Origin of the sequence: Allobosea sp. (genome assembly GCF_017308075.1) — a bacterium.
Taxonomy (GTDB): domain Bacteria; phylum Pseudomonadota; class Alphaproteobacteria; order Rhizobiales; family Beijerinckiaceae; genus Allobosea.
The window spans coordinates 136,752-160,117 of the sequence record NZ_JAFKFX010000031.1 but is presented as its reverse complement, the minus strand read 5'-3'; the positions used below and the strand labels follow the sequence as shown (position 1 = coordinate 160,117).

25 protein-coding genes are annotated in these 23,366 nt (G+C 66.3%); all 25 read right to left on the bottom strand.

Features of this window, described 5'->3' with window-relative positions:
• Nucleotides 1-18 precede the first annotated feature (18 nt).
• The 25 genes from queA to J0J10_RS14280 all read right to left on the bottom strand — a co-directional run bounded on the left by queA (nucleotide 19) and on the right by J0J10_RS14280 (nucleotide 23,001).
• Nucleotides 19-1,104 (bottom strand): tRNA preQ1(34) S-adenosylmethionine ribosyltransferase-isomerase QueA, encoded by a 1,086-nt coding sequence (queA, locus tag J0J10_RS14400; RefSeq protein WP_291647161.1) that lies wholly within the window; start codon nucleotides 1,102-1,104, stop codon nucleotides 19-21.
• A gap of 27 nt (nucleotides 1,105-1,131) precedes the next feature.
• Nucleotides 1,132-1,599 carry a peptidylprolyl isomerase gene (locus J0J10_RS14395; RefSeq protein WP_066475452.1) on the bottom strand — a complete coding sequence of 156 codons (468 nt, stop codon included), beginning with the start codon at nucleotides 1,597-1,599 and terminating at the stop codon, nucleotides 1,132-1,134.
• Complete coding sequence (locus J0J10_RS14390; protein ID WP_291647160.1) at nucleotides 1,599-2,234, bottom strand: hypothetical protein; 636 nt, start codon at nucleotides 2,232-2,234, stop codon at nucleotides 1,599-1,601. The genes J0J10_RS14395 and J0J10_RS14390 overlap by 1 nt, the downstream gene beginning before the upstream one ends.
• Before the next feature lie 7 nt (nucleotides 2,235-2,241).
• Nucleotides 2,242-2,787 (bottom strand): peptidylprolyl isomerase, encoded by a 546-nt coding sequence (locus tag J0J10_RS14385; RefSeq protein WP_291637332.1) that lies wholly within the window; start codon nucleotides 2,785-2,787, stop codon nucleotides 2,242-2,244.
• A 429-nt stretch (nucleotides 2,788-3,216) separates the two neighbouring features.
• Nucleotides 3,217-3,447, bottom strand: coding sequence for a DUF1467 family protein (locus J0J10_RS14380; protein WP_291637328.1), 231 nt, complete (start codon nucleotides 3,445-3,447; stop codon nucleotides 3,217-3,219).
• On the bottom strand, nucleotides 3,444-3,857 hold the full coding sequence (locus J0J10_RS14375) for a RidA family protein (RefSeq protein WP_291647159.1): 414 nt from the start codon (nucleotides 3,855-3,857) through the stop codon (nucleotides 3,444-3,446). Before J0J10_RS14375 ends, J0J10_RS14380 begins: the two co-directional genes overlap by 4 nt.
• 3 nt (nucleotides 3,858-3,860) lie before the next feature.
• A complete protein-coding gene (gene mce / locus J0J10_RS14370; RefSeq protein ID WP_291647158.1) occupies nucleotides 3,861-4,265 on the bottom strand; it encodes a methylmalonyl-CoA epimerase in 405 nt (134 codons plus the stop codon).
• A 99-nt stretch (nucleotides 4,266-4,364) separates the two neighbouring features.
• Nucleotides 4,365-6,035, bottom strand: a complete 1,671-nt coding sequence (locus J0J10_RS14365) for a ribonuclease J (RefSeq protein WP_291647157.1) — start codon at nucleotides 6,033-6,035, stop codon at nucleotides 4,365-4,367.
• Between the two features lie 232 nt (nucleotides 6,036-6,267).
• The gene (locus tag J0J10_RS14360) at nucleotides 6,268-7,041 is read right to left on the bottom strand and encodes a biotin--[acetyl-CoA-carboxylase] ligase (RefSeq protein WP_291647156.1); all 774 of its coding nucleotides are present in this window, start codon (nucleotides 7,039-7,041) and stop codon (nucleotides 6,268-6,270) included.
• Nucleotides 7,042-7,155: 114 nt separating this feature from the next.
• Nucleotides 7,156-8,583, bottom strand: a complete 1,428-nt coding sequence (gene nuoN, locus J0J10_RS14355) for an NADH-quinone oxidoreductase subunit NuoN (RefSeq protein WP_465247206.1) — start codon at nucleotides 8,581-8,583, stop codon at nucleotides 7,156-7,158.
• 11 nt (nucleotides 8,584-8,594) lie between these two features.
• Nucleotides 8,595-10,106 carry an NADH-quinone oxidoreductase subunit M gene (locus J0J10_RS14350; protein WP_291637318.1) on the bottom strand — a complete coding sequence of 504 codons (1,512 nt, stop codon included), beginning with the start codon at nucleotides 10,104-10,106 and terminating at the stop codon, nucleotides 8,595-8,597.
• Between the two features lie 4 nt (nucleotides 10,107-10,110).
• Nucleotides 10,111-12,141: an NADH-quinone oxidoreductase subunit L gene (gene nuoL / locus J0J10_RS14345; protein WP_291647155.1), complete on the bottom strand. Its 2,031-nt coding sequence runs from the start codon at nucleotides 12,139-12,141 to the stop codon at nucleotides 10,111-10,113.
• A gap of 26 nt (nucleotides 12,142-12,167) precedes the next feature.
• Nucleotides 12,168-12,473, bottom strand: a complete 306-nt coding sequence (nuoK, locus tag J0J10_RS14340; RefSeq protein ID WP_066475432.1) for an NADH-quinone oxidoreductase subunit NuoK — start codon at nucleotides 12,471-12,473, stop codon at nucleotides 12,168-12,170.
• Nucleotides 12,473-13,096: an NADH-quinone oxidoreductase subunit J gene (locus J0J10_RS14335; protein WP_291639550.1), complete on the bottom strand. Its 624-nt coding sequence runs from the start codon at nucleotides 13,094-13,096 to the stop codon at nucleotides 12,473-12,475. The genes nuoK and J0J10_RS14335 overlap by 1 nt, the downstream gene beginning before the upstream one ends.
• Before the next feature lie 136 nt (nucleotides 13,097-13,232).
• Nucleotides 13,233-13,721 (bottom strand): NADH-quinone oxidoreductase subunit NuoI, encoded by a 489-nt coding sequence (nuoI, locus tag J0J10_RS14330; RefSeq protein ID WP_291639552.1) that lies wholly within the window; start codon nucleotides 13,719-13,721, stop codon nucleotides 13,233-13,235.
• Nucleotides 13,722-13,744: 23 nt separating this feature from the next.
• Nucleotides 13,745-13,984, bottom strand: coding sequence for a hypothetical protein (locus J0J10_RS14325; protein ID WP_291639554.1), 240 nt, complete (start codon nucleotides 13,982-13,984; stop codon nucleotides 13,745-13,747).
• Nucleotides 13,984-15,003, bottom strand: coding sequence for an NADH-quinone oxidoreductase subunit NuoH (nuoH, locus tag J0J10_RS14320; protein ID WP_066475422.1), 1,020 nt, complete (start codon nucleotides 15,001-15,003; stop codon nucleotides 13,984-13,986). The genes J0J10_RS14325 and nuoH overlap by 1 nt, the downstream gene beginning before the upstream one ends.
• A 7-nt stretch (nucleotides 15,004-15,010) precedes the next feature.
• Nucleotides 15,011-17,074, bottom strand: coding sequence for an NADH-quinone oxidoreductase subunit NuoG (gene nuoG, locus J0J10_RS14315; RefSeq protein ID WP_291647154.1), 2,064 nt, complete (start codon nucleotides 17,072-17,074; stop codon nucleotides 15,011-15,013).
• A 4-nt stretch (nucleotides 17,075-17,078) separates the two neighbouring features.
• The gene (gene nuoF / locus J0J10_RS14310) at nucleotides 17,079-18,383 is read right to left on the bottom strand and encodes an NADH-quinone oxidoreductase subunit NuoF (RefSeq protein WP_291639559.1); all 1,305 of its coding nucleotides are present in this window, start codon (nucleotides 18,381-18,383) and stop codon (nucleotides 17,079-17,081) included.
• A gap of 10 nt (nucleotides 18,384-18,393) precedes the next feature.
• The gene (nuoE, locus tag J0J10_RS14305) at nucleotides 18,394-19,590 is read right to left on the bottom strand and encodes an NADH-quinone oxidoreductase subunit NuoE (RefSeq protein WP_291647153.1); all 1,197 of its coding nucleotides are present in this window, start codon (nucleotides 19,588-19,590) and stop codon (nucleotides 18,394-18,396) included.
• Complete coding sequence (locus J0J10_RS14300) at nucleotides 19,590-20,780, bottom strand: NADH-quinone oxidoreductase subunit D (protein ID WP_291647152.1); 1,191 nt, start codon at nucleotides 20,778-20,780, stop codon at nucleotides 19,590-19,592. The genes nuoE and J0J10_RS14300 overlap by 1 nt, the downstream gene beginning before the upstream one ends.
• Nucleotides 20,777-21,214 carry a GFA family protein gene (locus J0J10_RS14295; protein ID WP_291647151.1) on the bottom strand — a complete coding sequence of 146 codons (438 nt, stop codon included), beginning with the start codon at nucleotides 21,212-21,214 and terminating at the stop codon, nucleotides 20,777-20,779. Before J0J10_RS14295 ends, J0J10_RS14300 begins: the two co-directional genes overlap by 4 nt.
• Before the next feature lie 4 nt (nucleotides 21,215-21,218).
• A complete protein-coding gene (locus J0J10_RS14290) occupies nucleotides 21,219-21,824 on the bottom strand; it encodes an NADH-quinone oxidoreductase subunit C (RefSeq protein ID WP_291647150.1) in 606 nt (201 codons plus the stop codon).
• Between the two features lie 153 nt (nucleotides 21,825-21,977).
• Nucleotides 21,978-22,556, bottom strand: coding sequence for a NuoB/complex I 20 kDa subunit family protein (locus J0J10_RS14285; RefSeq protein ID WP_157089718.1), 579 nt, complete (start codon nucleotides 22,554-22,556; stop codon nucleotides 21,978-21,980).
• A gap of 79 nt (nucleotides 22,557-22,635) precedes the next feature.
• The gene (locus J0J10_RS14280; RefSeq protein WP_291639623.1) at nucleotides 22,636-23,001 is read right to left on the bottom strand and encodes an NADH-quinone oxidoreductase subunit A; all 366 of its coding nucleotides are present in this window, start codon (nucleotides 22,999-23,001) and stop codon (nucleotides 22,636-22,638) included.
• Nucleotides 23,002-23,366: the final 365 nt, after the last annotated feature.

Sequence of the window (23,366 nt, the reverse complement as noted above, 5' to 3'; positions counted from 1 at the left end):
CGCTTCTGGGCCGAAGCCTCAGCCGGCCCGCTCCAGCAGCGAGGAATCGCCATAGGAGTAGAAGCGGTATTTTTCCGCGATCGCATGAGCATAGGCGCGTTTCATCACCTCGAGTCCGCAGAAGGCGGAAACGAGCATGAACAGCGTCGAGCGCGGCAGGTGGAAATTCGTGACCAGCAGGTCGACGGCGCGGAAGCGATAGCCCGGCGTGATGAAGATCGCGGTATCCCCCGAGAAGGGCCTTATGATCCCGTCCTCGCCGGTCGCGCTTTCGAGCAGGCGCAGCGAGGTCGTGCCGACCGCGACGATGCGCCCGCCCGCGGCATGCGTGGCATTCAGGGCCGCCGCCGTCGCGGCGTCGACCGTGCCCCATTCGGCATGCATGCGGTGCTCGTCGGTATCCTCGGCCTTGACCGGCAGGAAGGTGCCGGCACCGACATGGAGCGTGACGAAGTGGCGCGAGACGCCGCGCTTATCCAGCGCCGCGAACAGGTCCGGGGTGAAGTGCAGCCCAGCCGTCGGCGCTGCGACCGCGCCTTCCTCCCGGGCATAGGTCGTCTGGTAGTCGCGGGTGTCGGCGAAATCTGTCGGGCGCTTGCCGGCAATATAGGGCGGTAGCGGCAATTCGCCGAGCCTGACGATCGCCTCGTCGAGCGCCGCTCCCGAGAAAGCGAAACGTAACTCGACCTCGCCGCCCTCGCCCTTGCCGGTGATTTCGGCCTGGAGCCGGCCGAGCTCGCAAATATTGCTGGCGCTGTCGTCACCGAAGAGGATGGTTTCGCCGATCGCGATCTTCTTGGCGGGGCGGGCGAAGGCGAGCCAGCGCTCGCTGTCGACCCGCTTGTGCAGCATGATTTCCACCCGCGCCGAGACCTCGCCGCGATAGCGGCGGCCATAGAGGCGCGAGGGGATGACGCGCGTGTCGTTGAGGACGAGCGCATCACCCGGCCGCAGCAGATCGACGAGGTCGCGCACGCCGCGATCCTCGAAGACGCCGCCAGACTCGGGGCGGATGACGAGCAGACGGGCCGAATCGCGCGGATTGGCGGGTCGCAGCGCGATCCGCTCCTCCGGCAGGTCGAAGTCGAAGAGACCGACGTCCACGATGCGGCTCGCCCGCGCCGTTCAGGCTCAGGCGTCAGCCATCACCTTCATGGAGACGATCGTATCGGGATCGCGCACCGGCTCGCCGCGCTTGATCTTGTCGACATTCTCCATGCCTTCCACGACTTGGCCCCAGACCGTGTACTGCTTGTCGAGGAAGCGGGCGTCGTCGAAGACGATGAAGAACTGGCTGTTGGCCGAGTTCGGGTTCTGGGCACGGGCCATCGAGCAGATGCCGCGGACATGCGGCTCGGCGTTGAACTCGGCCTTCAGGTCCGGATAGCTCGAACCGCCGGTGCCGGTGCCGTGCGGGCAGCCGACCTGGGCCATGAAGCCGTCGATGACGCGATGGAAGACGATGCCGTCATAGAAGCCCTCGCGCGCGAGCAGCTTCAGGCGCTCGACATGGCCGGGCGCGAGATCGGGGCGCAGCTTGATGACTACGCGGCCCTTGGTGGTCTCCATGACGAGGGTGTTCTCGGGGTCGAGCGACATCAGACTGCTCTCTGGTTAGACGGCGCGCGGCCGTGGAAGCGGATGGTGATCGGTCGGCCTGCGATACTCCCTCCGAGGCCGGGCGACAACCTCATCGGCGTGCATTCGCGCACGGCGGCGATCAGCGAGCTGCCGAAGCGCTCGCGCAACGCTGGCGACGCCCGGCGCGCCTCCCAGGTGACGCGCGGCTGGCCGAACAGCGTCCCGTCGCGGCGCAGGCTGAAGCGCACGGTGGCGCGGCCAAAGCCGTCAGGCCCCTCTTCCGCCGCCGGCGGCTGCCAGCAGCGTCTCAGGGCCGGGCCGATCTGGTCGAGCCTGTCGAGCGTCTCGCTGCCGAGCGCGGCCGTGTCCGGCGAAACCGTGCCGATCACGTCGCGATTGCTGGCCGGAGGCGGCGGAGGCACAGCGCGGCGATAGTCTCCCTCGCCGAAGGGCCCGCCGATGCCGGGCATGTAGCGCTGGCCGGTCGGCGGTGGCAGAACCGGGTTCTGGAAGCCGGAAGGCGGAGGCAGAACCGGGTTCTGATAGCCTGAAGCCGGCGGCAGGCCGAGATCGCGCGTGTCCTGCGCCGGAACTGGCGAGCTGCCGGCGGAGGCCAGCAGCAGAAGCGCCAGAACGGGCAGGCGCACGCGCATCGACGGTCTACTTGGCGTCGGCGAGCAGACGCATGCGGACGATCTTGTCCGGAGCGTTGACGGCGCCGTTGTTCGCGGAGCTGCCCTTCTTGATCTTGCGGACGACATCCATGCCCGAGACGACCTCGCCGAACAGGGTGTACTGGCCGGTCAGGGAACCGCAGCCCTCGAAGCAGATGAAGAACTGGGAGTTGGCGGAATCGGGGCTCTGCGAGCGGGCCATGCCGACCGAACCGACCTTGTAGGGCGTCGGTGTGAATTCGGCCGGGATGTTCGGCAGGTCGGAGCCGCCGGTGCCATTGCCCTTCGGATCGCCGGTCTGGGCCATGAAGCCGTCGATGACGCGGTGGAAGACGATGCCGTCATAGAAACCGCGCTTGGTCAGCGTCTTGATCTGCGCGACATGCTTGGGCGCAAGATCCGGACGCAGCCGGATGGTGACCTTGCCGTCCTTGGTTTCGAGCACGATCGTATTCTGCGGGTCGGGCGCCTGGGCCTGGGCGAGGCCAATGGAAGCGGAAAGCGCCAGAGCGGTGAGGATAGGGCGAAGCATGGAGCGTCTCCTGGCCGCCGGGACGCCCGGCAGCTCTACGAAACAGGCAGGTACCGGCATCCTTTGGCCGGAACAAGGCGCCAAATGCGGCGGGTGAGCACAATGTTGCACTGCACAAGATCAAACCAGAATAATTTTGCGAAAAATTGAGGCCAGCCGTGCCTAAACGGGTGACATAGCGATCTTGATCGGCTAACTCTTGGACGCTGGGCGCGCCTGATCAAGCTTCGGGCGCAGCGGGCCAGGTCTTGGGAGGAATAAACGTCCGTTTGGTATATGAGCTGCGCTTGCTGCAACCGCGCGCCGATACTGCGGTAAAAAACAAACTTCAAAGGCAAGGCTTCGGCCTTGCCTTTTGTTTTTGGTGCTTCTTCCGGCTCTCCACTTCGGCTTTCGGCCACGGCTCGAGCTCCTCGGCCCCTCCGCGCCTCAGAGATCCAGTACTGCCCAGAGATACCAGACGCCGGCGAAGATGATCGCGGCGATTACGGTCGTCGCCAGCGCTTTTTTCGCGAGCAGCGGTGCCTGCGGAGCGCCCGGATCGGTGCCGTCGCTGACCGGCCCGGCCTCGGCCTGGCTGTGCACGCCGAATGGCAGCACGGCGAACAGAACCGTCCACCAGATCACGAAATAGACCGCAAGCCCCGCCGTCAAACTCATGGCCTTGCTCCCAGGCTGTCGTCATTCGCGAGCGCGATGCAGGAAAAGGCCACGCGGGCCTCCGTCGGAACGCCGAAGCGAGCCGTATGCCGGGCCGGCAGCCCGCCCGGGAAATGCCTGACATATTCGGCGTTGCAGGCGGCATAGTCGGCGGGATCGGTGATCAGCATGGTGACCTGGACGACCCGGTCGAGCCCGCTGCCGGCCTCTTCCAGGATACGGCTGACATAGGCGAGCGCCTCGCGCACCTGCTGGGCCGGCGTCTCGCCGCGGACGACGCCGCGAGCCGGGTCATGCGGCGCCGACTGGCCGGAGACGAAGACGAGGCCGCCGGCGCGCGTCGCCAAGCTGAAGGGACGTGGCGAGCCGGCTTCCGGCTGGCCGAAGAACGTGATCGGCGAATCGTTCATGGCTCAGGCCTGCTCGAGCTCGACCAGCGTGCCGCAGAAGTCCTTGGGGTGCAGGAAGAGCACCGGCTTGCCATGGGCGCCGATACGCGGCTCGCCCGAGCCCAGAACCCGCGCGCCCTGCGCCTTCAGGCGCTCGCGGGCCGCCAGGATGTCGTCGACCTCGTAGCAGATGTGGTGGATGCCGCCATCGGCGTTGCGCTCGAGGAACTTGGCGATCGGCGAATCCGCGCCGAGCGGCTCGAGCAGTTCGATCTTGGTGTTGGGCAGCTCGACGAAGACGACGGTGACACCATGCTCCGGCTGCGGCAGCGGCTGCGAAACCCGTGCGCCGAGCGTATCACGGTAGAGCGCCGTCGAGGCCGCGAGGTCCTTCACGGCGATGGCGACGTGGTTGAGGCGTCCGATCATGCTGGTCTCCGCGGCCGAAGGGGGAAGCTGGCGCCCGGAGGCGATCGCCGCCCGCGCGTCGCCGGGTTCTATCATTCGCGCGCGGGCGCCCGCTACTCGTCAGACCTCGATCACCAGGGCGTTGACCAGCGGCTTCTTGCCCCACTCCTCGTTGACGGCCGCGCGGACGCCGCGCTCGAGCGCGCTGCGCACCGCCTCGGGATCGCGGCGCTTCGCCTTCGGCAGCCCCTCGATCAGGTCCTCGACCGCGTCGGCGACGATGTCGTCGAAGGGCGTGCCGTCCTTGGCGAGCAGCGGCAGGCCGAGCAGCGCGATTTCAGGATCGCCGGCGAGCTCGCCCTTCTCGTCGAGCGCGACGGCGACCGAAACGATGCCGGCGAAGGAAAGCTTGCGGCGTTCGGCGACGGTCCGCTCCTGCGCCCCGACCAGCAGCATGCCGTCCTGATAGAGCCGGCCATGCCGGACCTCGGTGAGCTTGCGCGCGCCTTCGGCCGAGATGCCGATCACGTCGCCATTGCCGGCCCGCAGCACATGCCTGACGCCGACACCGCGGGCAAAGGTCGCGTGTTCGGAAAGATGCAGATCCTCGCCATGGGCCGGAATCGCGATCTGCGGCTTCAGCCAGCCATAGAGCCGCGCCATCTCCTCGCGCCGCGGATGGCCGGAGACATGCACGAGATGGGTGCGGTCGGTGATGATCTCGATATTGTCGCGGGCGAGCGCGTTCAGGATGTTGCCGACCGCCTTCTCATTGCCGGGAATGGTGCGGGACGAGAAGATCACACGGTCACCCGCGCCGAGCGTGATCTCGGGATGATCGTCGGAGGCAATCCGCGAGAGGGCGGCGCGCGGCTCGCCCTGGCTACCGGTCAGCAGCGCCACGACCTTGTCGCGCGGCAGGTAGCCATAGGTGTCGGCCGAACGGAAGGCCGGGATGCCTTCGAGATAGCCGCATTCGCGGGCGACATCGATCACCCGCTCCATGGCGCGGCCGACGACGACGACCTCGCGCTGGTCCGCCATAGCCGCCTCGGCGACGGCGCGCAGGCGCGCGACATTCGAGGCGAAGGTGGTGACCGCGACGCGGTTCGGCGCGGAATGCACGAGTTCCTTCAGCTTGGCGGCGACATCGGCCTCGCTCGGGCTGATGCCGTCGCGCATGACATTGGTCGAATCGCAGATCAAAGCGAGCACGCCCTCCTCGCCGAGCGCGCGCAGCCGCGCCTCGTCGGTCGGCAGGCCGACCTGCGGCGTCGGATCGATCTTCCAGTCGCCGGTGTGGACGACGAGGCCGACCGGGGTGCGAATGGCCAGAGCGTTCGATTCGGGGATCGAATGCGCGACCGGGACGAACTCGATGTCGAACGGGCCGAGCGCGATGCGGCTGCCCTGCGCCACGACATGAATCGGAACCTTGGGCGCTCCGGGCTCGGAGAGCCTGCGGGTCGCGAGCAGGCCCGCGGCGAAGCGCGTGCAGTAGACCGGCGCGCGCAGCGCCGGCCACAAGGCTGCGAGCGCGCCGATATGGTCCTCATGGGCGTGGGTGATGACGATCCCCAGCAGGTTCGCCTTGTCCTCGATGATATAGGTCAGATCGGGCAGGACGATATCGACGCCGGGCACTTCGGGGCCGGCGAAGGACAGGCCGCAATCGACCAGGATCCATTTGCGCCGCCCCTCCGGCCCGAAGCCGTAGAGCGCGGCGTTCATGCCGATCTCGCCGAGGCCTCCGAGCGGGATGAAGACGAGCTGGTCACTGGAGCGGGTCACGGGCAATCCTGACGCATATCAAGGGGCAAGGACCTCCGACCGGCAGACCGGACGGAGTGAAAGGAAACGCCGGCCCGGCACAGGCGGTAAACCCTGCGATGGCTCCGGGCCGGTGCGGCTTCGCCGCTTGTCCGGAATGACGGGCTGGACATCCTTCGAAACGAACCCCGCTCTAGCATGCCCCCGCCCCTGCCTCCATAGCGCCGGGTGCAAGGGATGGTAGGGCCGATCGTCATCCCCGGCCTTCGGCCGCCGCAGCGCCGAAATAGAGGTCGCCGGCGTCAATGAGCCGCGGCCCCCCGGCTGTCTCCAGTTCGAGGCGGCCGGCCGGATCGAGACCGCGGAAACGACCGGAAACCGGTCCGTCCGGCAGGCGCAAGGTGACGGTTTCGCCGAGGAAAGCGGCGCGCTCCAGCCAGGCGGCGCGCGTCGGCCCGAACCCACCGGGCAGGGACCAGGCCGAGAAGCGCCTATGCCAAGCTTCGGAGAGCGCAGCGAGCAGGCGCTCGACGCTCGCATCGCTCGCATGTGCCGCAAGATGGGTCGCCGCGTAGGGGGTATCGGGAGGCGAAGAGGCGAGGTTGACGCCGATCCCGATGATCACGCTGAAGCGCCCTGCCCGGCTCTCGCCCTCCAGCAACAACCCGGCTGCCTTGGCCCGATCGATCAGGAGATCGTTCGGCCATTTCAAGGCGAGGCGCGGGGAGCCGAGCCCGGTCACCGCCGCAGCGGCATCATGCAAGGCGAGCCCGGCGACGAAGCCGAGCTGCGGCGCCAGGGCAACCTCGCAAGGCGCCACGAGCAGCAGGCTGGCGTAGAGATTGCCTGGCGGCGAGCCCCATTGCCGGCCATGCCGGCCGCGGCCGGCCTTCTGGCTGCGTGCCACGATCCAGAGCTTGCCGGGATCGCCCTGGGCGAGAACCGCGCGGGCCTCCTCCATGGTGGAGGAAACCTCGTCGCGCACGATCAGCCGATAACCGGCGGCGCGGGCAGCCTCACTCAGCATGCCGCCCTCACAGGCCGCCATGCTCGGGCCAAGCCCGAGCAGCTCTGAAACCGGCTACCCGTCCTGAAATTCCCGGGGCTGCGCTTCGCTGCGCCCGGGAATGACGAAGAGGCATCAGAACAGCGACTTCGCAGCCGCGGCAGCCGAGTTGAACAGCGGCGCCGGCAGGAAGGAAAGCGCCAGCACGAACAGGGTCGAGACCAGAAGCACGCCGCGCACGCTCAGATCGCCCTTGTCGAAGGCAGGCTTGGCGTCGTCGAAATAGATCACCTTGACGATGCGCAGATAGTAATAGGCGCCGACGACACTGGTGACCACGCCGATGACGGCGAGCACGTAGAGCTTGGCCTCGATGGCGGCGAGGAAGACGTACCACTTCGCCCAGAAGCCGGCGAGCGGCGGAATGCCGGCGAGCGAGAACATCATCATCGAGAAGGCGAAGGCCACCCAGGGATTGGTGCGTGAAAGGCCGGCGAGCTCGTCGATGTTCTCGACTGGCTTGCCGTCGCGGCGCATCATCAGGATGCAGGCGAAGGCGCCGAGCGTCGTGGCGAGATAGATCGCCATATAAGTCATCACGCCCTGGACGCCGGCAACCGTGCCGGCCGCGAGCCCGACCAGCGCATAGCCCATATTGGCGATCGAGGAATAGGCCATCAGGCGCTTGATGTTGCGCTGGCCGATCGCGGCGAAGGCACCGAGCGCCATCGAGGCGATCGAGATGAAGATGATGATCTGCTGCCAGTCATGCAGCGCACCGGGGAAGGCGCCGACGAAGATGCGGATCGTCATCGCCATCGCGGCGATCTTGGGCGCCGAGGCGAAGAAGGCGGCGACCGGCGTCGGCGCGCCCTCGTAGACATCCGGCGTCCACATATGGAACGGCACGGCCGAGATCTTGAAGGCGACGCCCGCGGCGATGAAGACGATGCCGAAGATCAGCCCGATGCCGGGATGGCCGCCCTGCACCGCAGCGGCGATGCCGGCATAGCTCACCGTGCCGGTGAAGCCGTAGACCAGCGAGGCGCCATAGAGCAGCATGCCGGAGGAGAGCGCGCCGAGGACGAAATACTTCAGGCCCGCCTCGGTCGAACGCTCGTTCTCACGGTTGAAGGCGGCGACGACATAGAGCGCGAGCGACTGCAGCTCGAGACCGACATAGAGGCCGATCAGGTCGTTGGCCGAGATCATCATCATCATGCCGATCGTCGCCAGCACGATGAGGATCGGGAACTCAAAGCGCATCGCGCCGTCGCGACGCAGGAAATCGGCCGAAAGCAGCACGGCGGCGCCGGCGCCGATCAGGGTCAGCACCTTCATGAAGCGGGCGAAGCCGTCGACGACGAAGGCGCCGTTGAAGGTCACCGCCTTGCCCTCGCCGCGCAAGACCAGCACGAGCACAAGGGCGAGCAGAGCGAGCGTCGCGACTTCGAGCGTGCGCGTCGAGCGCTCGCCCTGGATGGCACCGTAGAGCACCATGACGATGGCGCCGATCGCGAGGACGATTTCCGGCAGCGCAGGGCCGAGAGCGGGCAAGGTCATCTCGATCAGCCTTATTGTACGACCAGCATGGCCGTCTTGGCGGCGGCGATGGCGGCTTGATAGTTCTTGATCAGGGCTTCCGTCGGCGCGGCGAAGGCGTCGAGGATCGTGCCGGGCGCGATGCCGTACCAGATCGTCAGCAGGACGAGCGGCACGAAGATCGCGATCTCGCGGCCGTTCAGGTCCGTGATGTCCTTCAGCTCGGGCTTGACCAGCTCGCCGAACACGACCCGGCGATAGAGCCAGAGCGCATAGGCGGCCGAGAAGATCACGCCGGTGGTCGCGAAGAACGCCACCCAGGGATTGGCCTTGAAGGCGCCCATCAGCGTCAGGAACTCGCCGACGAAGCCGGCCGTGCCGGGCAGGCCGACATTGGCCATGGTGAAGATCATGAACACCACCGCGTACATCGGCATGCGGTTCACCAGCCCGCCATAGGCCGCGATCTCGCGGGTGTGCATGCGGTCATAGATCACGCCGACGCAGAGGAAGAGCGCGCCCGAGACCAGCCCGTGGCTGACCATCTGGAACATCGCGCCCTGGATGCCCTGCGGCGTCAGGGTGAACAGGCCCATCGTCACGAAGCCCATATGGGCGACCGAGGAATAGGCGATCAGCTTCTTGATGTCCTCCTGCATCAGCGCCACCAGCGAGGTGTAGACGATGGCGATGACGGAGAGCGCGAAGACCAGCGGCGCGAACATCGCCGAGGCATCCGGGAACATCGGGATAGAGAAGCGGATGAAGCCGTAGCCGCCCATCTTCAGGAGGATCGCCGCCAGGATGACCGAGCCCGCCGTCGGCGCCTCGACGTGCGCGTCGGGAAGCCAGGTGTGGACCGGCCACATCGGCATCTTCACCGCGAAGGAGGCGAAGAAGGCAAGCCAGAGCCAGGGCTGCATCGAGACCGGGAAATGATGCTTGAGCAGCGTCGGAATATCGGTCGTGCCGGCGTTCCAGTACATCGCCATGATGGCGAGCAGCATCAGCACCGAGCCGAGCAGCGTGTAGAGGAAGAACTTGTACGAGGCATAGACCCGGCGCTTGCCGCCCCAGATGCCGATGATCAGGAACATCGGGATCAGGCCGGCCTCGAAGAGCAGGTAGAACAGCACGAGGTCGAGCGCGACGAAGACGCCGATCATCAGCGTCTCGAGGATCAGGAACGCGACCATGTACTCGCGCACCCGCTTCTCGACCGAGGTCCAGGAGGCCAGGATGCAGAACGGCATCAGGAAGGCGGTCAGGACCACGAAGGGGAAGGAGAAGCCGTCGACGCCGAGCTTGAACTTGATCACGTCCGAGACCCAGGCATGGGTCTCGACCATCTGGAAGCCCGGATTGGCGGAGTCGAACTGGCCCCAGGCGACGAGCGCCAGCACGAAGGTCGCGACCGTGGTGATCAGCGCGGCATAGCGCGCATTCGAGCTGACCGAGGCCTCGTCGCCGCGCTGCGCCAGGATGAAGGCGGCGCCGACCAGCGGCAGGACCAGAAGCCCGGTGAGGATACCGAAACCGAACATCATCTCACCCGCGCAGGAGATACCAGGTCACCAGCCCGGCGACGCCGATCAGCATGGTGAAGGCATAGTGATAGAGATAGCCGGTCTGAAGCCGGACGACGCGATTGGTGACGTCGACCACCCGGGCCGAGATACCATCCGGGCCCATGCCGTCGATGACGAGGCCATCGCCCTTCTTCCAGAGGAACTTCCCGAGCCACATCGACGGCTTCACGAACAGGAAGTCGTAGATCTCGTCGAAATACCACTTGTTGAGCAGGAAGCGGTAGAGCGCGGGGTTGGCGGCCGCCAGCTTGCCCGGCACGTCCGGCCGCAGCACGTACATGTAGAGCGCCAGCAGGAAGCCGACCAGCATCGCGAAGAAGGGCGACCAGACCACCCATTTCGGCACTTCGTGCATGGCGTGCAGGATATGGTTGTCCTTGCCGGTGAAGATCGCGCCCTTCCAGAAAGCGTCATAGGCGTCGCCGATGAAGGCGCTCTTGAAGGCGAAGCCGGCGGCGATCGCGCCGATCGAGAGCACGGCGAGCGGGATCAGCATCGAGAGCGGGCTCTCATGCGGGGTATGGGCATGGTCGCCATGGCCGTGATCGTCGTGGCCGTGGGCATGATCGTCATGCTTGCCGTCGACGGCATGCGCGTGATCGTCGTGGCCATGCCCGTCATGACCGTGGCCGGCCCAGCGCGGCTTGCCCTCGAAGGTCATGAAATAGAGCCGCCAGGAGTAGAACGAGGTCATCAGGGCGGCGACGACCAGCAGGACGAAGGCATAGGAGCTGGCGAAGCCGCCATGGCCGACCGAGGCGTAGGCGCTCTCGATGATCGCGTCCTTGGAGAAATAGCCGGCGAAGTAGGGGAAGCCGGTCAGCGCCAGCGTACCGATCGTCATCGCCGCCGCGGTCAGCGGGATGTGCTTCCGCAGGCCGCCCATGAAGCGCATGTCCTGCTCATGATGCATCGCGTGGATGACCGAGCCGGCGCCCAAGAACAGCAGCGCCTTGAAGAAGGCGTGGGTGAAGAGGTGGAAGATGCCGGCCGAATAGGCACCGACGCCGAGCGCGACGAACATGTAGCCGAGCTGCGAGCAGGTCGAATAGGCGATGACGCGCTTGATGTCGTTCTGGACGAGACCGACGGTCGCGGCGAAGAAGGCGGTCGTCGCACCGATCACGACGACGACGGTCAGCGCGACCGGGGCGTATTCGAAGATCGGCGACAGGCGCGCCACCATGAAGACACCGGCGGTGACCATGGTCGCGGCATGGATCAGCGCCGAAACCGGGGTCGGGCCTTCCATCGCGTCCGGCAGCCAGGTGTGCAGAAGGAACTGCGCCGACTTGCCCATCGCGCCCATGAAGAGCAGCAGGCAGGTCAGGGTCAGGGCGTTCCACTCATAGCCGAGGAAGCGGAAGGTCTGCGAGGTCAGTTCGCCCGCCTTCGGGAAGATGGCGTCGAAGGTCACGGCGCCGAACAGCACGAAGACCAGGAAGATGCCGAGCAGGAAGCCGAAATCGCCGACGCGGTTGACGATGAAGGCCTTCATCGCCGCGGCGTTCGCGGAGGGCTTCTGGTACCAGAAGCCGATCAGCAGATAGGAGGCGAGGCCGACGCCTTCCCAGCCGAAGAACATCTGCACGAGGTTGTCGGCCGTCACCAGCATCAGCATGGCGAAGGTGAAGAGCGAGAGATAGGCGAAGAAGCGCGGCCGGTGCGGATCCTCGTGCATGTAGCCGATCGAGTAGAGGTGCACGAGCGAGGAGACGGTGTTGACGACGACCAGCATCACCACGGTCAGCGTGTCGATGCGGAAGGCCCAGTCGACGCGCAGATCGGCCGAGGCGAGCCAGGTCGCGACCTGGATGCGGGTGGTGCCGGAGCCGAAGCCGACCTGGAAGAGCGCGACCCAGGAGAGCAGCGCCGCGACCAGCAGCAGGGCGGTGGTGACGATCTCCGACGCGCGCGCGCCGATCAGCCGGCCAAAGAGGCCGGCGATCAGGAAGCCGATCAGAGGGAGGAAGACGATCGCGTGATACATGGCAGGATGCGGGCGCTGGTGGGCGCTCAGCCTTTCATCATGTTGATGTCTTCCACCGCGATCGTGCCGCGGTTGCGGAAGTAGACGACGAGAATGGCGAGGCCGATGGCGGCTTCAGCGGCTGCGACCGTCAGCACCAGCAGTGCGAAGATCTGGCCGACGATGTCGCCGAGGAAGCTCGAGAACGCCACGAAGTTGATGTTCACCGCGAGCAGGATGAGCTCGACCGACATCAGGATGACGATGACGTTCTTGCGGTTGATGAAGATGCCGAGCACGCCCAGCGTGAACAGGATCGCGCCAACCGCGAGATAGTGGCCAAGGCCGATCATTACGCGAGCTCCTCGGGAACGCCGGCGCGCGAGGGCACCTTCTTCACGTCCATCGCGGTCGCCTTGGTGCGGGCGTTCTGCGCGACGATGTTCTGGCGCTTGACGCCGGGCCGCTCACGCAGGGTCAGCACGATGGCGCCGATCATGGCGACGAGCAGGACGAGCCCCGCCGCCTGGAAATAGTAGATGTACTGGGTGTAGAGCACCTGGCCGATGGCCTCGGTGTTGCTGACATTGCTCGGGATCGCGGCGACGGGGGCACGCACGATCTGCGGGTCGATGGCCCAGGTGCCGACGACGAGCAGCAGTTCGACGGCGAAGATCAGGCCGATCAGCGCGCCGATCGGCAGATATTGCAGGAAGCCCTGGCGGAACTCGGCGAAATCGACGTCGAGCATCATCACCACGAAGAGGAAGAGCACGGCGACGGCGCCGACATAGACGACGACCAGCAGCATCGCCAGGAACTCGGCGCCGAGCAGCAGGAACAGGCCTGCCGCGTTGACGAAGGCGAGGATCAGGAACAGCACCGAATGCACGGGATTGCGCGCCGCCACCACCATCAGCCCGGAGGCGATGGTGATCCCGGAGAACAGATAGAAGAAAGCCGCTGCGGCATTCATCTTCGCCAGCCTTTCCGCCCGTCGGGGCGGCCCTCGTTTTTCGTCGCGCGCCGGGCCCTGCTTGAGTCCCGGTGCAGTTTGGAGCGTCTATAGTCAGGCCTACCCGAAGCGACAACCGCGCGCCGGGCTTTCGTCCTCAGCGATAAGGGGCGTCCATCGCGATGTTGCGCGCGATCTCGCGCTCCCACCGCGCCCCGTTCGCGAGCAGCCGGTCCTTGTCGTAGAACAGCTCCTCGCGCGTCTCGGTCGCGAACTCGAAATTCGGCCCCTCGACGATGGCATCGACCGGGCAAGCCTCCTGGCAGAAGCCGCAATAGATGCACTTGGTCATGTCGATGTCGTAACGCGTCGTGCGCCGCGTGCCGTCATTGCGGCGCGGGCCGGCCTCGATGGTGATGGCCTGGGCCGGGCAGATCGCCTCGCAGAGCTTGCAGGCGATGCAACGCTCCTCGCCGTTCGGATAGCGGCGTAGCGCGTGCTCGCCCCGGAAGCGCGGCGAGAGCTGCCCCTTCTCGAAGGGATAGTTCAGCGTCGCCTTGGGCTTGAAGAAATAGCGCATCGACAAAACGAACGCGCCGACAAACTCCTTGAGGAGCAGTCCCTTGGCGGCTTGCGCGACTGACATCGCCTCTCGTCCTCTTCATCCATTCAGCCGAACAAGGCCCGGCCGATCACGTAACCCAAGACCGGCATGCCGCCGACCATCAGAACCAGCAGGATCGCCTGGAGCAGGCGGATGCGCCGCTCGTAGTCGTCATGCTCGGCCTGCGTCTTCGAAGGATTCGTCCGGCGCAATGCCGCCGTGACGGTCCCCCCGATCAGCTTGTATTCGAGCCAGCCCAGGACGAAGCCGATCAGGGCTCCGAGCGGGCCGGCCCAGTTTTCCACTACCGCACCGGACCCCAGCCGGTGATCTGCAGCACAGCCGCGACCACGACGACCGAAGCGAGTGACAGCGGCAGGAACACCTTCCAACCCAGCCGCATCAGCTGGTCATAGCGGTAGCGCGGCACGAAGGCCTTCACCATCGCGAACATGAAGAAGACCAGGCAGACCTTGAGCGCGAACCAGAACACGCCCGGCAGCCAGGTGAACGGCGCCACCGGGAACGGCGGCAGCCAGCCCCCGAGAAACAGGATCGTGGTCATCGAGCACATGGTCATGATCGCCACGTATTCGCCGAGCATGAACAGCAGATACGGGGTCGAGGCGTATTCGACCATGAAGCCGGCGACGAGTTCCGACTCCGCCTCGGGCAGGTCGAAGGGCGGCCGGTTCGTCTCGGCCAGCGCCGAGATGAAGAAGATCACGAACATCGGGAAGAGCGGCAGCCAGTACCAGCCGAACATGCCGGCGCTGGAGTTCTGCGCCTCGACCACCGCCGAGAGGTTCAGCGAGCCGACGCAGAGCAGTACGGTGATGATCACGAAGCCGATCGAGACCTCGTAGGAGACCATCTGCGCCGCCGAGCGCAGCGCGCCCATGAACGGGTATTTCGAGTTCGAGGCCCAGCCGCCCATGATCACGCCGTAGATGCCGAGCGACGAGATCGCGAGGATGTAGAGCACGCCGACATTGATGTCGGCGATCGCCCAGCCCTCGGCGACCGGGATCACGGCCCAGGCCGCCAGGGCGAGCACGCAGGAGACCAGCGGCGCCAGCAGGAAGACGCCCTTATTGGCGCCGGCCGGGATGATCGGCTCCTTGAAGACGAACTTCAAAAGGTCCGCGAAGCTCTGGAACAGGCCGAAGGGCCCGACGACGTTCGGGCCGCGGCGCAGCTGCACCGCCGCCCAGATCTTGCGGTCGGCGAGCAGGATATAGGCGATGAAGACCAGCAGGCAGACCAGCAGCAGCAGGCTCTTGCCGGCGATGATCGCGAGGTCGAGGACGAGGTCCCAGTTCATCTGAGGCTTACTCCGCCGCCTGCCGGAGCCGGCCGGAGGCCAGCGCCGAACATTCCGCCATCACGGCCGAAGCGCGCGCGATCGGGTTGGTCGAATAGAAATCATGCACGGCCGAGACGAAGCCCGCCTTCTCGGTCGCCCCGCCGATGCCGGCGAGCTGCGAGAGGCCGGCGACATCGCCCGCCGCCACCGCGTCGACCGCCGCGAAGTGCGGGTACGCGGCATAGAGGCCCTGGCGCAGCGCGCCGAGCGAGTCGAAAGGCAGGGCCTTGCCGAGCGCGGCCGAAAGCGCGCGCAGGATCGCCCAGTCTTCCTTGGCGTCGCCCGGCGGGAAGGTGGCGCGAGCCGCCATCTGCACCCGGCCTTCGGTGTTGACGTAAGTGCCGGACTTCTCGGTGTAGGTCGCGCCCGGCAGGATAACATCGGCGCGGTGCGCGCCCTTGTCGCCATGGCTGCCCTGGTAGATCACGAAGGCGCCGGCCGGCACCTCGATCTCGTCCGCACCGAGCAGATAGAGCACGTCGAGCGCGCCCGCCGCGGTCATGCCCGCGACGTCGAGGCCGCCCTCGCCCGGCACGAAGCCGAGATCGAGAGCACCGACGCGGGCGGCGGCGGTGTGCAGAACGCCGAAACCGTTCCAGCCTTCCTTGACCGCGCCCAGCACCTGCGCCGCCTTGGCGGCGAGCGAGAGCACGGCCGCGCCGTCGGCCCGGGAAAGAGCGCCCTGCCCGACCAGCACCAGCGGCCGCTCGCCGGCGGCCGGAGCGCGCTTGACGAGGTCGGCCAGCGTTTCGGGGCCGGCGCCGAGATGCTCATGCGCATAGGTCAGGTCGACCGGCTCGCCGATGACCGCGACCTTGAAGTCGCCGCGCAGCCAGCGCTTGCGGATGCGCGCATTGATGATCGCGGCTTCCTTGCGTGGATTGGCGCCGATGATCAGCAGCGAGGTCGCGTCCTCGATCCCGGCAATGCCGCTGTTGAGGATGTAGCTGGCGCGCCCGAATGCCGGATCGAGCTTCGCGCCGTCCTGGCGGCAGTCGAGATTCTGCGAGCCGAGGCCCGAGATCAGGCTCTTGAGCGCGAACATCTCCTCGACTGCGGCGAGATCGCCGGCGATGGCGCCGACGCGCTCCGGCTTGGCCGCCTTGAGCTTGCTTGCGACCAGGGCCAATGCCTCGGTCCAGCTCGCCGGGCGCAGCGCACCGTTCTCGCGGATATAGGGCCGGTCGAGACGCTGGGTCTTCAGGCCGTCGGCGATGTGGCGGGTCTTGTCGGAGATCCACTCCTCGTTCACCGCCTCGTTGATGCGCGGCAGGACGCGCATCACCTCGCGGCCACGGGAGTCGACCCGGATCGCCGAGCCGACCGCGTCCATCACGTCGACGGATTCGGTCTTGGTCAGCTCCCAGGGCCGGGCCTTGTTCTGGTAGGGCCGCGAGGTCAGCGCGCCGACCGGGCAGAGGTCGACGACGTTGCCCTGCAGCTCGGAGCTCATCGCCTGTTCGAGATAGGTGGTAATCTCCATGTCTTCGCCGCGACCGATCGCGCCGAGATCGGAGGCACCGGCGACCTCGGTGGTGAAGCGGACGCAGCGCGTGCACTGGATGCAGCGCGTCATCGCGGTCTTGACCAGCGGGCCGATATACTTGTCCTCGACGGCGCGCTTGTTCTCGACGAAACGCGAGGAGTCGACGCCATAGGCCATCGCCTGGTCCTGCAGGTCGCACTCGCCGCCCTGGTCGCAGATCGGGCAGTCCAGCGGGTGGTTGATGAGCAGGAACTCCATCACCCCTTCGCGCGCCTTCTTGACCATCGGCGACTTGGTCGAGACGACCGGCGGCTCGCCGTTCGGGCCGGGGCGCAGATCGCGCACGCCGATGGCGCAGGAGGCCTGCGGCTTCGGCGGCCCGCCCTTCACCTCGACCAAGCACATGCGGCAATTGCCGGCGATCGAGAGACGCTCATGGAAGCAGAAGCGCGGCACCTCGGCGCCCGCCGCCTCGCAGGCCTGGAGCACGGTGTACTCCGGGGGAACGTCGACCTCGATGCCGTCGATCAGAAGCTTGGTCATGGTCTCACTCCGCCGCCATGAGCCTGACCGGCTCACCATGCGGGTTGGCGGCATAGTCGTCGATGCGCTGCTCGATCTCGTGGCGGAAATGGTTGATCAGGCCCTGGATCGGCCAGGCGGCAGCATCGCCCAGCGCGCAGATGGTGTGGCCCTCGATCTGCTTGGAAACGTCGAGCAGCATGTCGATCTCGCGCTTCTGCGCCCGGCCCTCAGCCATGCGGCTGACGACGCGCCACATCCAGCCCGTGCCTTCGCGGCACGGCGTGCACTGGCCGCAGCTCTCATGCTTGTAGAAGTAGCTGATGCGGGCAATGGCGCGGATGATGTCGGTGGACTTGTCCATGACGATCACCGCGGCGGTGCCGAGGCCGGACTTCAGCTTGGAGAGCGAGTCGAAATCCATCGGCGTGTCGATGATCTGCTCGGCCGGCACCATGCGCACCGAAGAGCCGCCGGGGATGACCGCCTTGAGGTTGTCCCAGCCGCCGCGGATGCCGCCGCAATGGCGGTCGATCAGCTCGCGGAAGGTCAGGCCCATCGCCTCTTCGACGTTGCAGGGCTTGTTCACGTGCCCGGAGACACAGAACAGCTTGGTGCCGACATTGTTGGGCGTGCCGATCGAGGAGAACCAGCTCGCGCCGCGGCGCAGGATGGTCGGCGCAACCGCGATCGACTCGACGTTGTTGACGGTGGTCGGGCAGCCATAGAGGCCGACATTGGCCGGGAAAGGCGGCTTCAGCCGCGGCATGCCCTTCTTGCCTTCGAGGCTCTCGAGCAGCGCCGTCTCTTCACCGCAGATATAGGCGCCGGCACCGTGATGCACATAAAGATCAAACGGATAGCCGTGCTTGTTGTTCTTGCCGAGAAGGTTGGCCGCATAGGCCTCGTCGACGGCGCGCTGCAGCGCCTCGCGCTCGCGGATATATTCGCCGCGAAGATAGATGTAGGCGGCGTGCGCGCCCATCGCGAAGGAGGCGATCAGGCAGCCCTCGATCAGCGTATGCGGATCGTTGCGCAGGATCTCGCGATCCTTGCAGGTGCCGGGCTCCGACTCGTCGGCATTGACGACGAGGTAGTGCGGGCGCCCGTCGCTCTGCTTGGGCATGAACGACCATTTCAGGCCGGTCGGGAAGCCGGCGCCGCCGCGCCCGCGCAGGCCCGACTTCTTCATCTCGTCGATGATCCAGTCGCGGCCCTGCTCGAGCAGGAACTTGGTGCCGTCCCAGGCGCCACGTTGCATGGCGCCCTTCAGCGACAGGTCGTGCCGGCCGTAGAGGTTGGTGAAAATGCGGTCGCGATCTGCGAGCATGGTTTTCGCCTCACTTCACCGGCTTGTCGCCGAGCTTGCCGTCCGGCCGCCAGCCGGTCGCAAGCTTCTTGGCCTGGCTGATCCAGTCGTCACGGACCGCCCTGCCCTTGAATCCGGTCAGGCGCGCGTCGACCCAGGCCAGTTCGGCCGGTGTCCAGGCTGCGACCTGATCGTAATGCCAGATGCCCATCTCGTTGAGCATGACCGCCAGCTTCGGCCCGACGCCCCAGATCAGCTCGAGATCGTCGCCCTTGCCGCCGCGGGCCGCGGTCAGCAATTCGGGCTTGGTTTCGGTCGCGGCGGGAGCGGGCCTGTCGGCATCCTTGATCGCCTTGCCGGTCGCGGACGGCGTGTCCTGCGCAGCGCTCGCCGGCTGCCCCGGCTCGGACGGCTTCGGACGGGCGGGCGCGGCGGCCTCGGGGGCCGGCGCGGTCTTGGTGTCGGTCGGGCCGGCCTTGCCGGTCACGGCGGCAGCCTCGGCCTCGGCCTTCGCCTTGGCTTCCGCGGCAGCCTTCTCGCTGGCGATCTTGATCGCAGCCTCTTCGCGCTGCTTGGCGATGCGCTTCTGCCAATCGCCGGCGCCGATCACCGAGCCGTCATAGAGGGAAGCGTCCTTCAGCGTCTCGCCGCCGCCGACCGGTTCCGAGCAGGAACGGTCGATCTGCGGGCCGGGCTTGGTCGGGCGACCATGGCGCAGATCGTCGAGGAGCTTGCGGAAATTCTCGGGCGTCAGATCTTCGTAATAGTCGAAATTGATCTGCGCCATCGGGGCGTTGCAGCAGGCGCCGAGGCATTCGACCTCGAGCCAGGAGAGCTTGCCGTCCGCGGTCACAGTCGATTGCGGGCCGATGACGTCCTCGCAGACCTTCTTCAGCGCCTCGGCGCCGCGCAGCGCGCAGGGCGTGGTGCCGCAGAGCTGGACGAAATGCTGGCCCACCGGCTGCAGGCTGAACATGGTGTAGAAGGTCGCGACCTCCAGCACCCGCATCGGCGCCATGCCAAGCTTGTGGGCGACCGCTTCGATCGCAGCACGCGGCAGCCAGCCATCGTGCTGTTCCTGAGCCTTCCAGAGCAGCGGAATCACGGCCGAGGCCTGCCGGCCTTCCGGGTACTTGGCGATCTGCTGGTCGGCCCAGTTCTCGTTCGCCGGAGTGAAGGCGAAGGAAGCGGGCTGGACGTGATCGGGCGCGAGACGACGGACGGACATCAGCGGTCCACCTCACCAAAGACGATATCGAGGGAGCCGAGGATCGCGGAGACGTCCGCCAGCATGTGCTTGCGGCACATGAAATCCATGGCCTGGAGATGGGCGAAGCCCGGGGCCTTGATCTTGCAGCGATAGGGCTTGTTGGTGCCGTCGGAGACGAGATAGACGCCGAATTCGCCCTTGGGCGCTTCGACCGCGGCGTAGACCTCGCCCTCGGGCACCTTGTAGCCCTCGGTGTAGAGCTTGAAATGGTGGATCAGCGCTTCCATCGAGCGCTTCATCTCGCCACGCTTCGGCGGCACCATCTTGCCGTCGAGCGAGGAGACTGGCCCGCCGCCATCGGCCGCCAGCAACTTCTCGCAGCACTGCTTCATGATGCGGACCGACTGGCGCATCTCTTCCATGCGGATGCAGTAGCGGTCGTAGCAGTCGCCGTTCTTGCCGACGGGGATGTCGAATTCCATCTCCTCGTAGCACTCATAGGGCTGGCTCTTGCGCAGGTCCCAGGCGGCACCGGAGCCGCGCACCATCACGCCCGAGAAGCCCCATTTCCAGCAGGTCTCGAGATCGACCACGCCGATATCGACATTGCGCTGCTTGAAGATGCGGTTGTCGGTCAGCAGCCCTTCCAGATCGTCGCAGACCTTGAGGAACGGATCGCACCATTCGGCGATGTCGTGGATCAGCGAGGGCGGCAGGTCCTGGTGTACGCCGCCGGGCCGGACATAGGCCGCGTGCATGCGCGCGCCGCAGGCCCGCTCGTAGAAGATCATCAGCTTCTCGCGCTCCTCGAAGCCCCAGAGCGGCGGCGTCAGCGCGCCGACGTCCATGGCCTGCGTGGTGACGTTGAGGATATGCGAGAGGATGCGGCCGATCTCGGAATAGAGCACGCGGATGAGCTGGCCGCGGCGCGGCACGGTCACGCCCATCAGCTTCTCGACCGCCAGCGCGAAGGCATGCTCCTGGTTCATCGGCGCGACATAGTCGAGCCGGTCGAAATAGGGCACCGCCTGGAGATAGGTCTTGGCCTCGATCAGCTTCTCGGTGCCGCGATGCAGCAGGCCGATATGCGGGTCGACACGCTCGACGATCTCGCCGTCGAGCTCCAGCACCAGGCGCAGCACGCCGTGCGCCGCCGGATGCTGCGGGCCGAAATTGATCGAGAAGTTGCGGATGTTGTGCTCGCTCATGTCCGGGCGTCCTGCTCAGCCTGGAACCGCGCCATCACCTCGGCACCCGTCAGGCGGGGGCGCTCGCCGGCAAAGGCATAAAGGCCTGGCTTCTCGTCGATGAAGATCTCTTCGAGGAAGGTGAAAGGCGTCAGGTCGTCGAAGCTCTGCAGCGAGACCGCGACATGCCCCTCGCCGCTGCGCAGCCGCCAGAACAGGCTCGATCCGCAGACCGAGCAGAACTGGCGCTCGGCCCAGTCGGAGGAGGGATAGCGGCCGAGACGGCTCTCATCCTCGATCGTCACCTCGCCGCAGGGCACGGCCATGAACACGCCGCCGCTCCAGCGCCGGCACATGCCGCAATGGCAGACATCCATTTCAGGCTTGGCCGGCACGGCGCGGAAACGGATCGCGCCGCACAGACAGCCTCCCGATACGGGCGCGCTCGCAGCCATCGCCTCAGGCCCCCTTCGCCTTCTCGTCGCCGGGCAGCACGTATTCCGTGCCTTCCCAGGGCGAGAGGAAGTCGAAGTTGCGGAACTCCTGGTTCAGCTTCACCGGCTCGTAGACGACGCGCTTCTGCTCGTCGTCATAGCGGACCTCGACGAAGCCGGTCAGCGGGAAGTCCTTGCGCAGCGGATAGCCCTCGAAACCGTAATCGGTGAGGATGCGGCGCAGGTCAGGATGGCCCGAGAACAGGATGCCGTAGAAATCATAGGCCTCGCGCTCATACCAGTTCGCGGCCGGGAAGACCTCGATCACGGAGGGGACCGGAGTCGCCTCGTCGGTGCGGACCTTGACGCGGACGCGGCGGTTATGCCGCGGCGAGAGCAGGTGGTAGACGACCTCGAAGCGCTGCTCGCGCCCGGGATAGTCGGCACCGGCGATGTCGGTGAAATTGACGAAGCGGAAGCGCGGATCGTCATAGAGCGTGCGCAGCACCTGGACGATGGCGCCGGTCTCGGCCTCGACGGTGAGCTCATCGAAAGCGACGAGCGCGTTCGTGACCGCGCCGGGCAGCGCCGCCTTGATCTCTTCGCCCAATGTCACGAGCGCTTCGCTCATCATCTCACCATCAGGTCATTCCGGGGGGCGCGCCGCAGGCGCGATCCCGGAATCCATGAACACAGTCGGAGCCATTCTCCGGAACACCTGTGCTCATGGGTTCCGGGCTCCTCGCTACGCTCGACCCCGGAAAGACGCCGGGGCCGAAATTCCTTACCGCTCGATCGTGCCCGTGCGGCGAATCTTCTTCTGCAGCAGCAGCACGCCGTAGAGCAGGGCTTCAGCCGTCGGCGGGCAACCCGGCACATAGATGTCGATCGGCACGATGCGGTCGCAGCCGCGCACCACCGAATAGCTGTAGTGGTAGTAGCCGCCGCCATTGGCGCAGGAGCCCATCGAGATGACGTAGCGCGGCTCCGGCATCTGGTCGTAGACCTTGCGCAAAGCCGGAGCCATCTTATTGGTCAGGGTGCCCGCAACGATCATCACGTCGGACTGACGCGGCGAGGCGCGCGGCGCGAAGCCGAAGCGCTCGACGTCGTAGCGCGGCATCGAGAGCTGCATCATCTCGACCGCGCAGCAGGCGAGACCGAAGGTCATCCACATCAGCGAGCCGGTGCGCGACCAGTTGATCAGGTCGTCGGTGGCGGTGACGAGGAAACCCTTGTCCGCCAGCTCGTTGTTGATCTCGACGAAGAAGGGATCGCGCGAGCCGACGGGCTTGCCGTCGGGGCCGAGAAGACCCTTGGGCGCGGGTGCGACGAGCGGATCGCCGCGATCGATCGCAGTCATGGCCATTAGTTCGACCTTCCGGGTTTCGACGAATCCAACAATGCCGACGGCACGGAGGCAGGCTCACGCGACACTTTGATCAATCCCACTCGAGCGCGCCCTTGCGCCATTCATAGATGAATCCGACGGTCAGCACGCCGAGGAAAATCATCATCGACCAGAAGCCGAACCAGCCGAGCCCGCCGAAGGCGACGGCCCAGGGGAACAGGAAGGCGACCTCGAGGTCGAAGATGATGAAGAGGATGGCGACGAGATAGAAGCGCACGTCGAACTTCATGCGCGCATCGTCGAAGGCGTTGAAGCCGCACTCATAGGCCGAGAGCTTCTCGGCATCCGGCTTGGAATAGGCGACGGCGAAGGGCGCGATCAGCAGAGCCAGGCCGATCACCAGCGACAGGCCGATGAAGATGGCCAGCGGCAGATAATCGGACAGCAGGGACTGCACAGGAAGAGCTTGCATGTGACACCCCGCAAAAGCCGGCGCGCCGGCTGCGCACCCCAATCTCGCCAGTCGATTAGCCCCTGCTTTAGAATCACGCAAGGGTTTGCCGCGTCGCACAAAGCGGGCAGCGCCATGCCCGCCCCGCATGCACCAGCGTCATCACGACAGGAGCGGGAAAACCGCGCGGTTCGGCCGGATTTTTGCCCCTCCCCCGCGCAAACGCAAGCAGGCGGTTGTCGCGGCGCGTCCGGTCATGGCAGATCGGCCCTAACGTCAGCGTTCCGGAGATTCCCGACGATTCGCGCGGCGCACAGCCCAAAGGCAACGCAAGAGGCGGTTTTTCAGCGATGTTCAGGCCATCCGTGCAG

Excerpts from the sequence above, each read along its gene's own strand:
- J0J10_RS14390 (WP_291647160.1), bottom strand. The coding sequence starts at position 2,234 with ATGCGCGTGCGCCTGCCCGTTCTGGCGCTTCTGCTGCTGGCCTCCGCC.
- J0J10_RS14285 (WP_157089718.1), bottom strand. The coding sequence starts at position 22,556 with ATGACTGCGATCGATCGCGGCGATCCGCTCGTCGCACCCGCGCCCAAG.
- nuoE (WP_291647153.1), bottom strand. The coding sequence starts at position 19,590 with ATGTCCGTCCGTCGTCTCGCGCCCGATCACGTCCAGCCCGCTTCCTTC.
- nuoH (WP_066475422.1), bottom strand. The coding sequence starts at position 15,003 with ATGAACTGGGACCTCGTCCTCGACCTCGCGATCATCGCCGGCAAGAGC.
- nuoI (WP_291639552.1), bottom strand. The coding sequence starts at position 13,721 with ATGTCAGTCGCGCAAGCCGCCAAGGGACTGCTCCTCAAGGAGTTTGTC.
- J0J10_RS14350 (WP_291637318.1), bottom strand. The coding sequence starts at position 10,106 with ATGTTCGGTTTCGGTATCCTCACCGGGCTTCTGGTCCTGCCGCTGGTC.
- nuoN (WP_465247206.1), bottom strand. The coding sequence starts at position 8,583 with ATGACCTTGCCCGCTCTCGGCCCTGCGCTGCCGGAAATCGTCCTCGCG.
- J0J10_RS14380 (WP_291637328.1), bottom strand. The coding sequence starts at position 3,447 with ATGAGTTTGACGGCGGGGCTTGCGGTCTATTTCGTGATCTGGTGGACG.
- J0J10_RS14385 (WP_291637332.1), bottom strand. The coding sequence starts at position 2,787 with ATGCTTCGCCCTATCCTCACCGCTCTGGCGCTTTCCGCTTCCATTGGC.
- nuoG (WP_291647154.1), bottom strand. The coding sequence starts at position 17,074 with ATGACCAAGCTTCTGATCGACGGCATCGAGGTCGACGTTCCCCCGGAG.
- mce (WP_291647158.1), bottom strand. The coding sequence starts at position 4,265 with ATGATCGGACGCCTCAACCACGTCGCCATCGCCGTGAAGGACCTCGCG.
- J0J10_RS14335 (WP_291639550.1), bottom strand. The coding sequence starts at position 13,096 with ATGAATGCCGCAGCGGCTTTCTTCTATCTGTTCTCCGGGATCACCATC.
- J0J10_RS14360 (WP_291647156.1), bottom strand. The coding sequence starts at position 7,041 with ATGCTGAGTGAGGCTGCCCGCGCCGCCGGTTATCGGCTGATCGTGCGC.
- nuoK (WP_066475432.1), bottom strand. The coding sequence starts at position 12,473 with ATGATCGGCCTTGGCCACTATCTCGCGGTTGGCGCGATCCTGTTCACG.
- nuoL (WP_291647155.1), bottom strand. The coding sequence starts at position 12,141 with ATGTATCACGCGATCGTCTTCCTCCCTCTGATCGGCTTCCTGATCGCC.
- J0J10_RS14375 (WP_291647159.1), bottom strand. The coding sequence starts at position 3,857 with ATGAACGATTCGCCGATCACGTTCTTCGGCCAGCCGGAAGCCGGCTCG.
- J0J10_RS14300 (WP_291647152.1), bottom strand. The coding sequence starts at position 20,780 with ATGAGCGAGCACAACATCCGCAACTTCTCGATCAATTTCGGCCCGCAG.
- nuoF (WP_291639559.1), bottom strand. The coding sequence starts at position 18,383 with ATGCTCGCAGATCGCGACCGCATTTTCACCAACCTCTACGGCCGGCAC.
- J0J10_RS14395 (WP_066475452.1), bottom strand. The coding sequence starts at position 1,599 with ATGTCGCTCGACCCCGAGAACACCCTCGTCATGGAGACCACCAAGGGC.
- J0J10_RS14295 (WP_291647151.1), bottom strand. The coding sequence starts at position 21,214 with ATGGCTGCGAGCGCGCCCGTATCGGGAGGCTGTCTGTGCGGCGCGATC.
- J0J10_RS14290 (WP_291647150.1), bottom strand. The coding sequence starts at position 21,824 with ATGAGCGAAGCGCTCGTGACATTGGGCGAAGAGATCAAGGCGGCGCTG.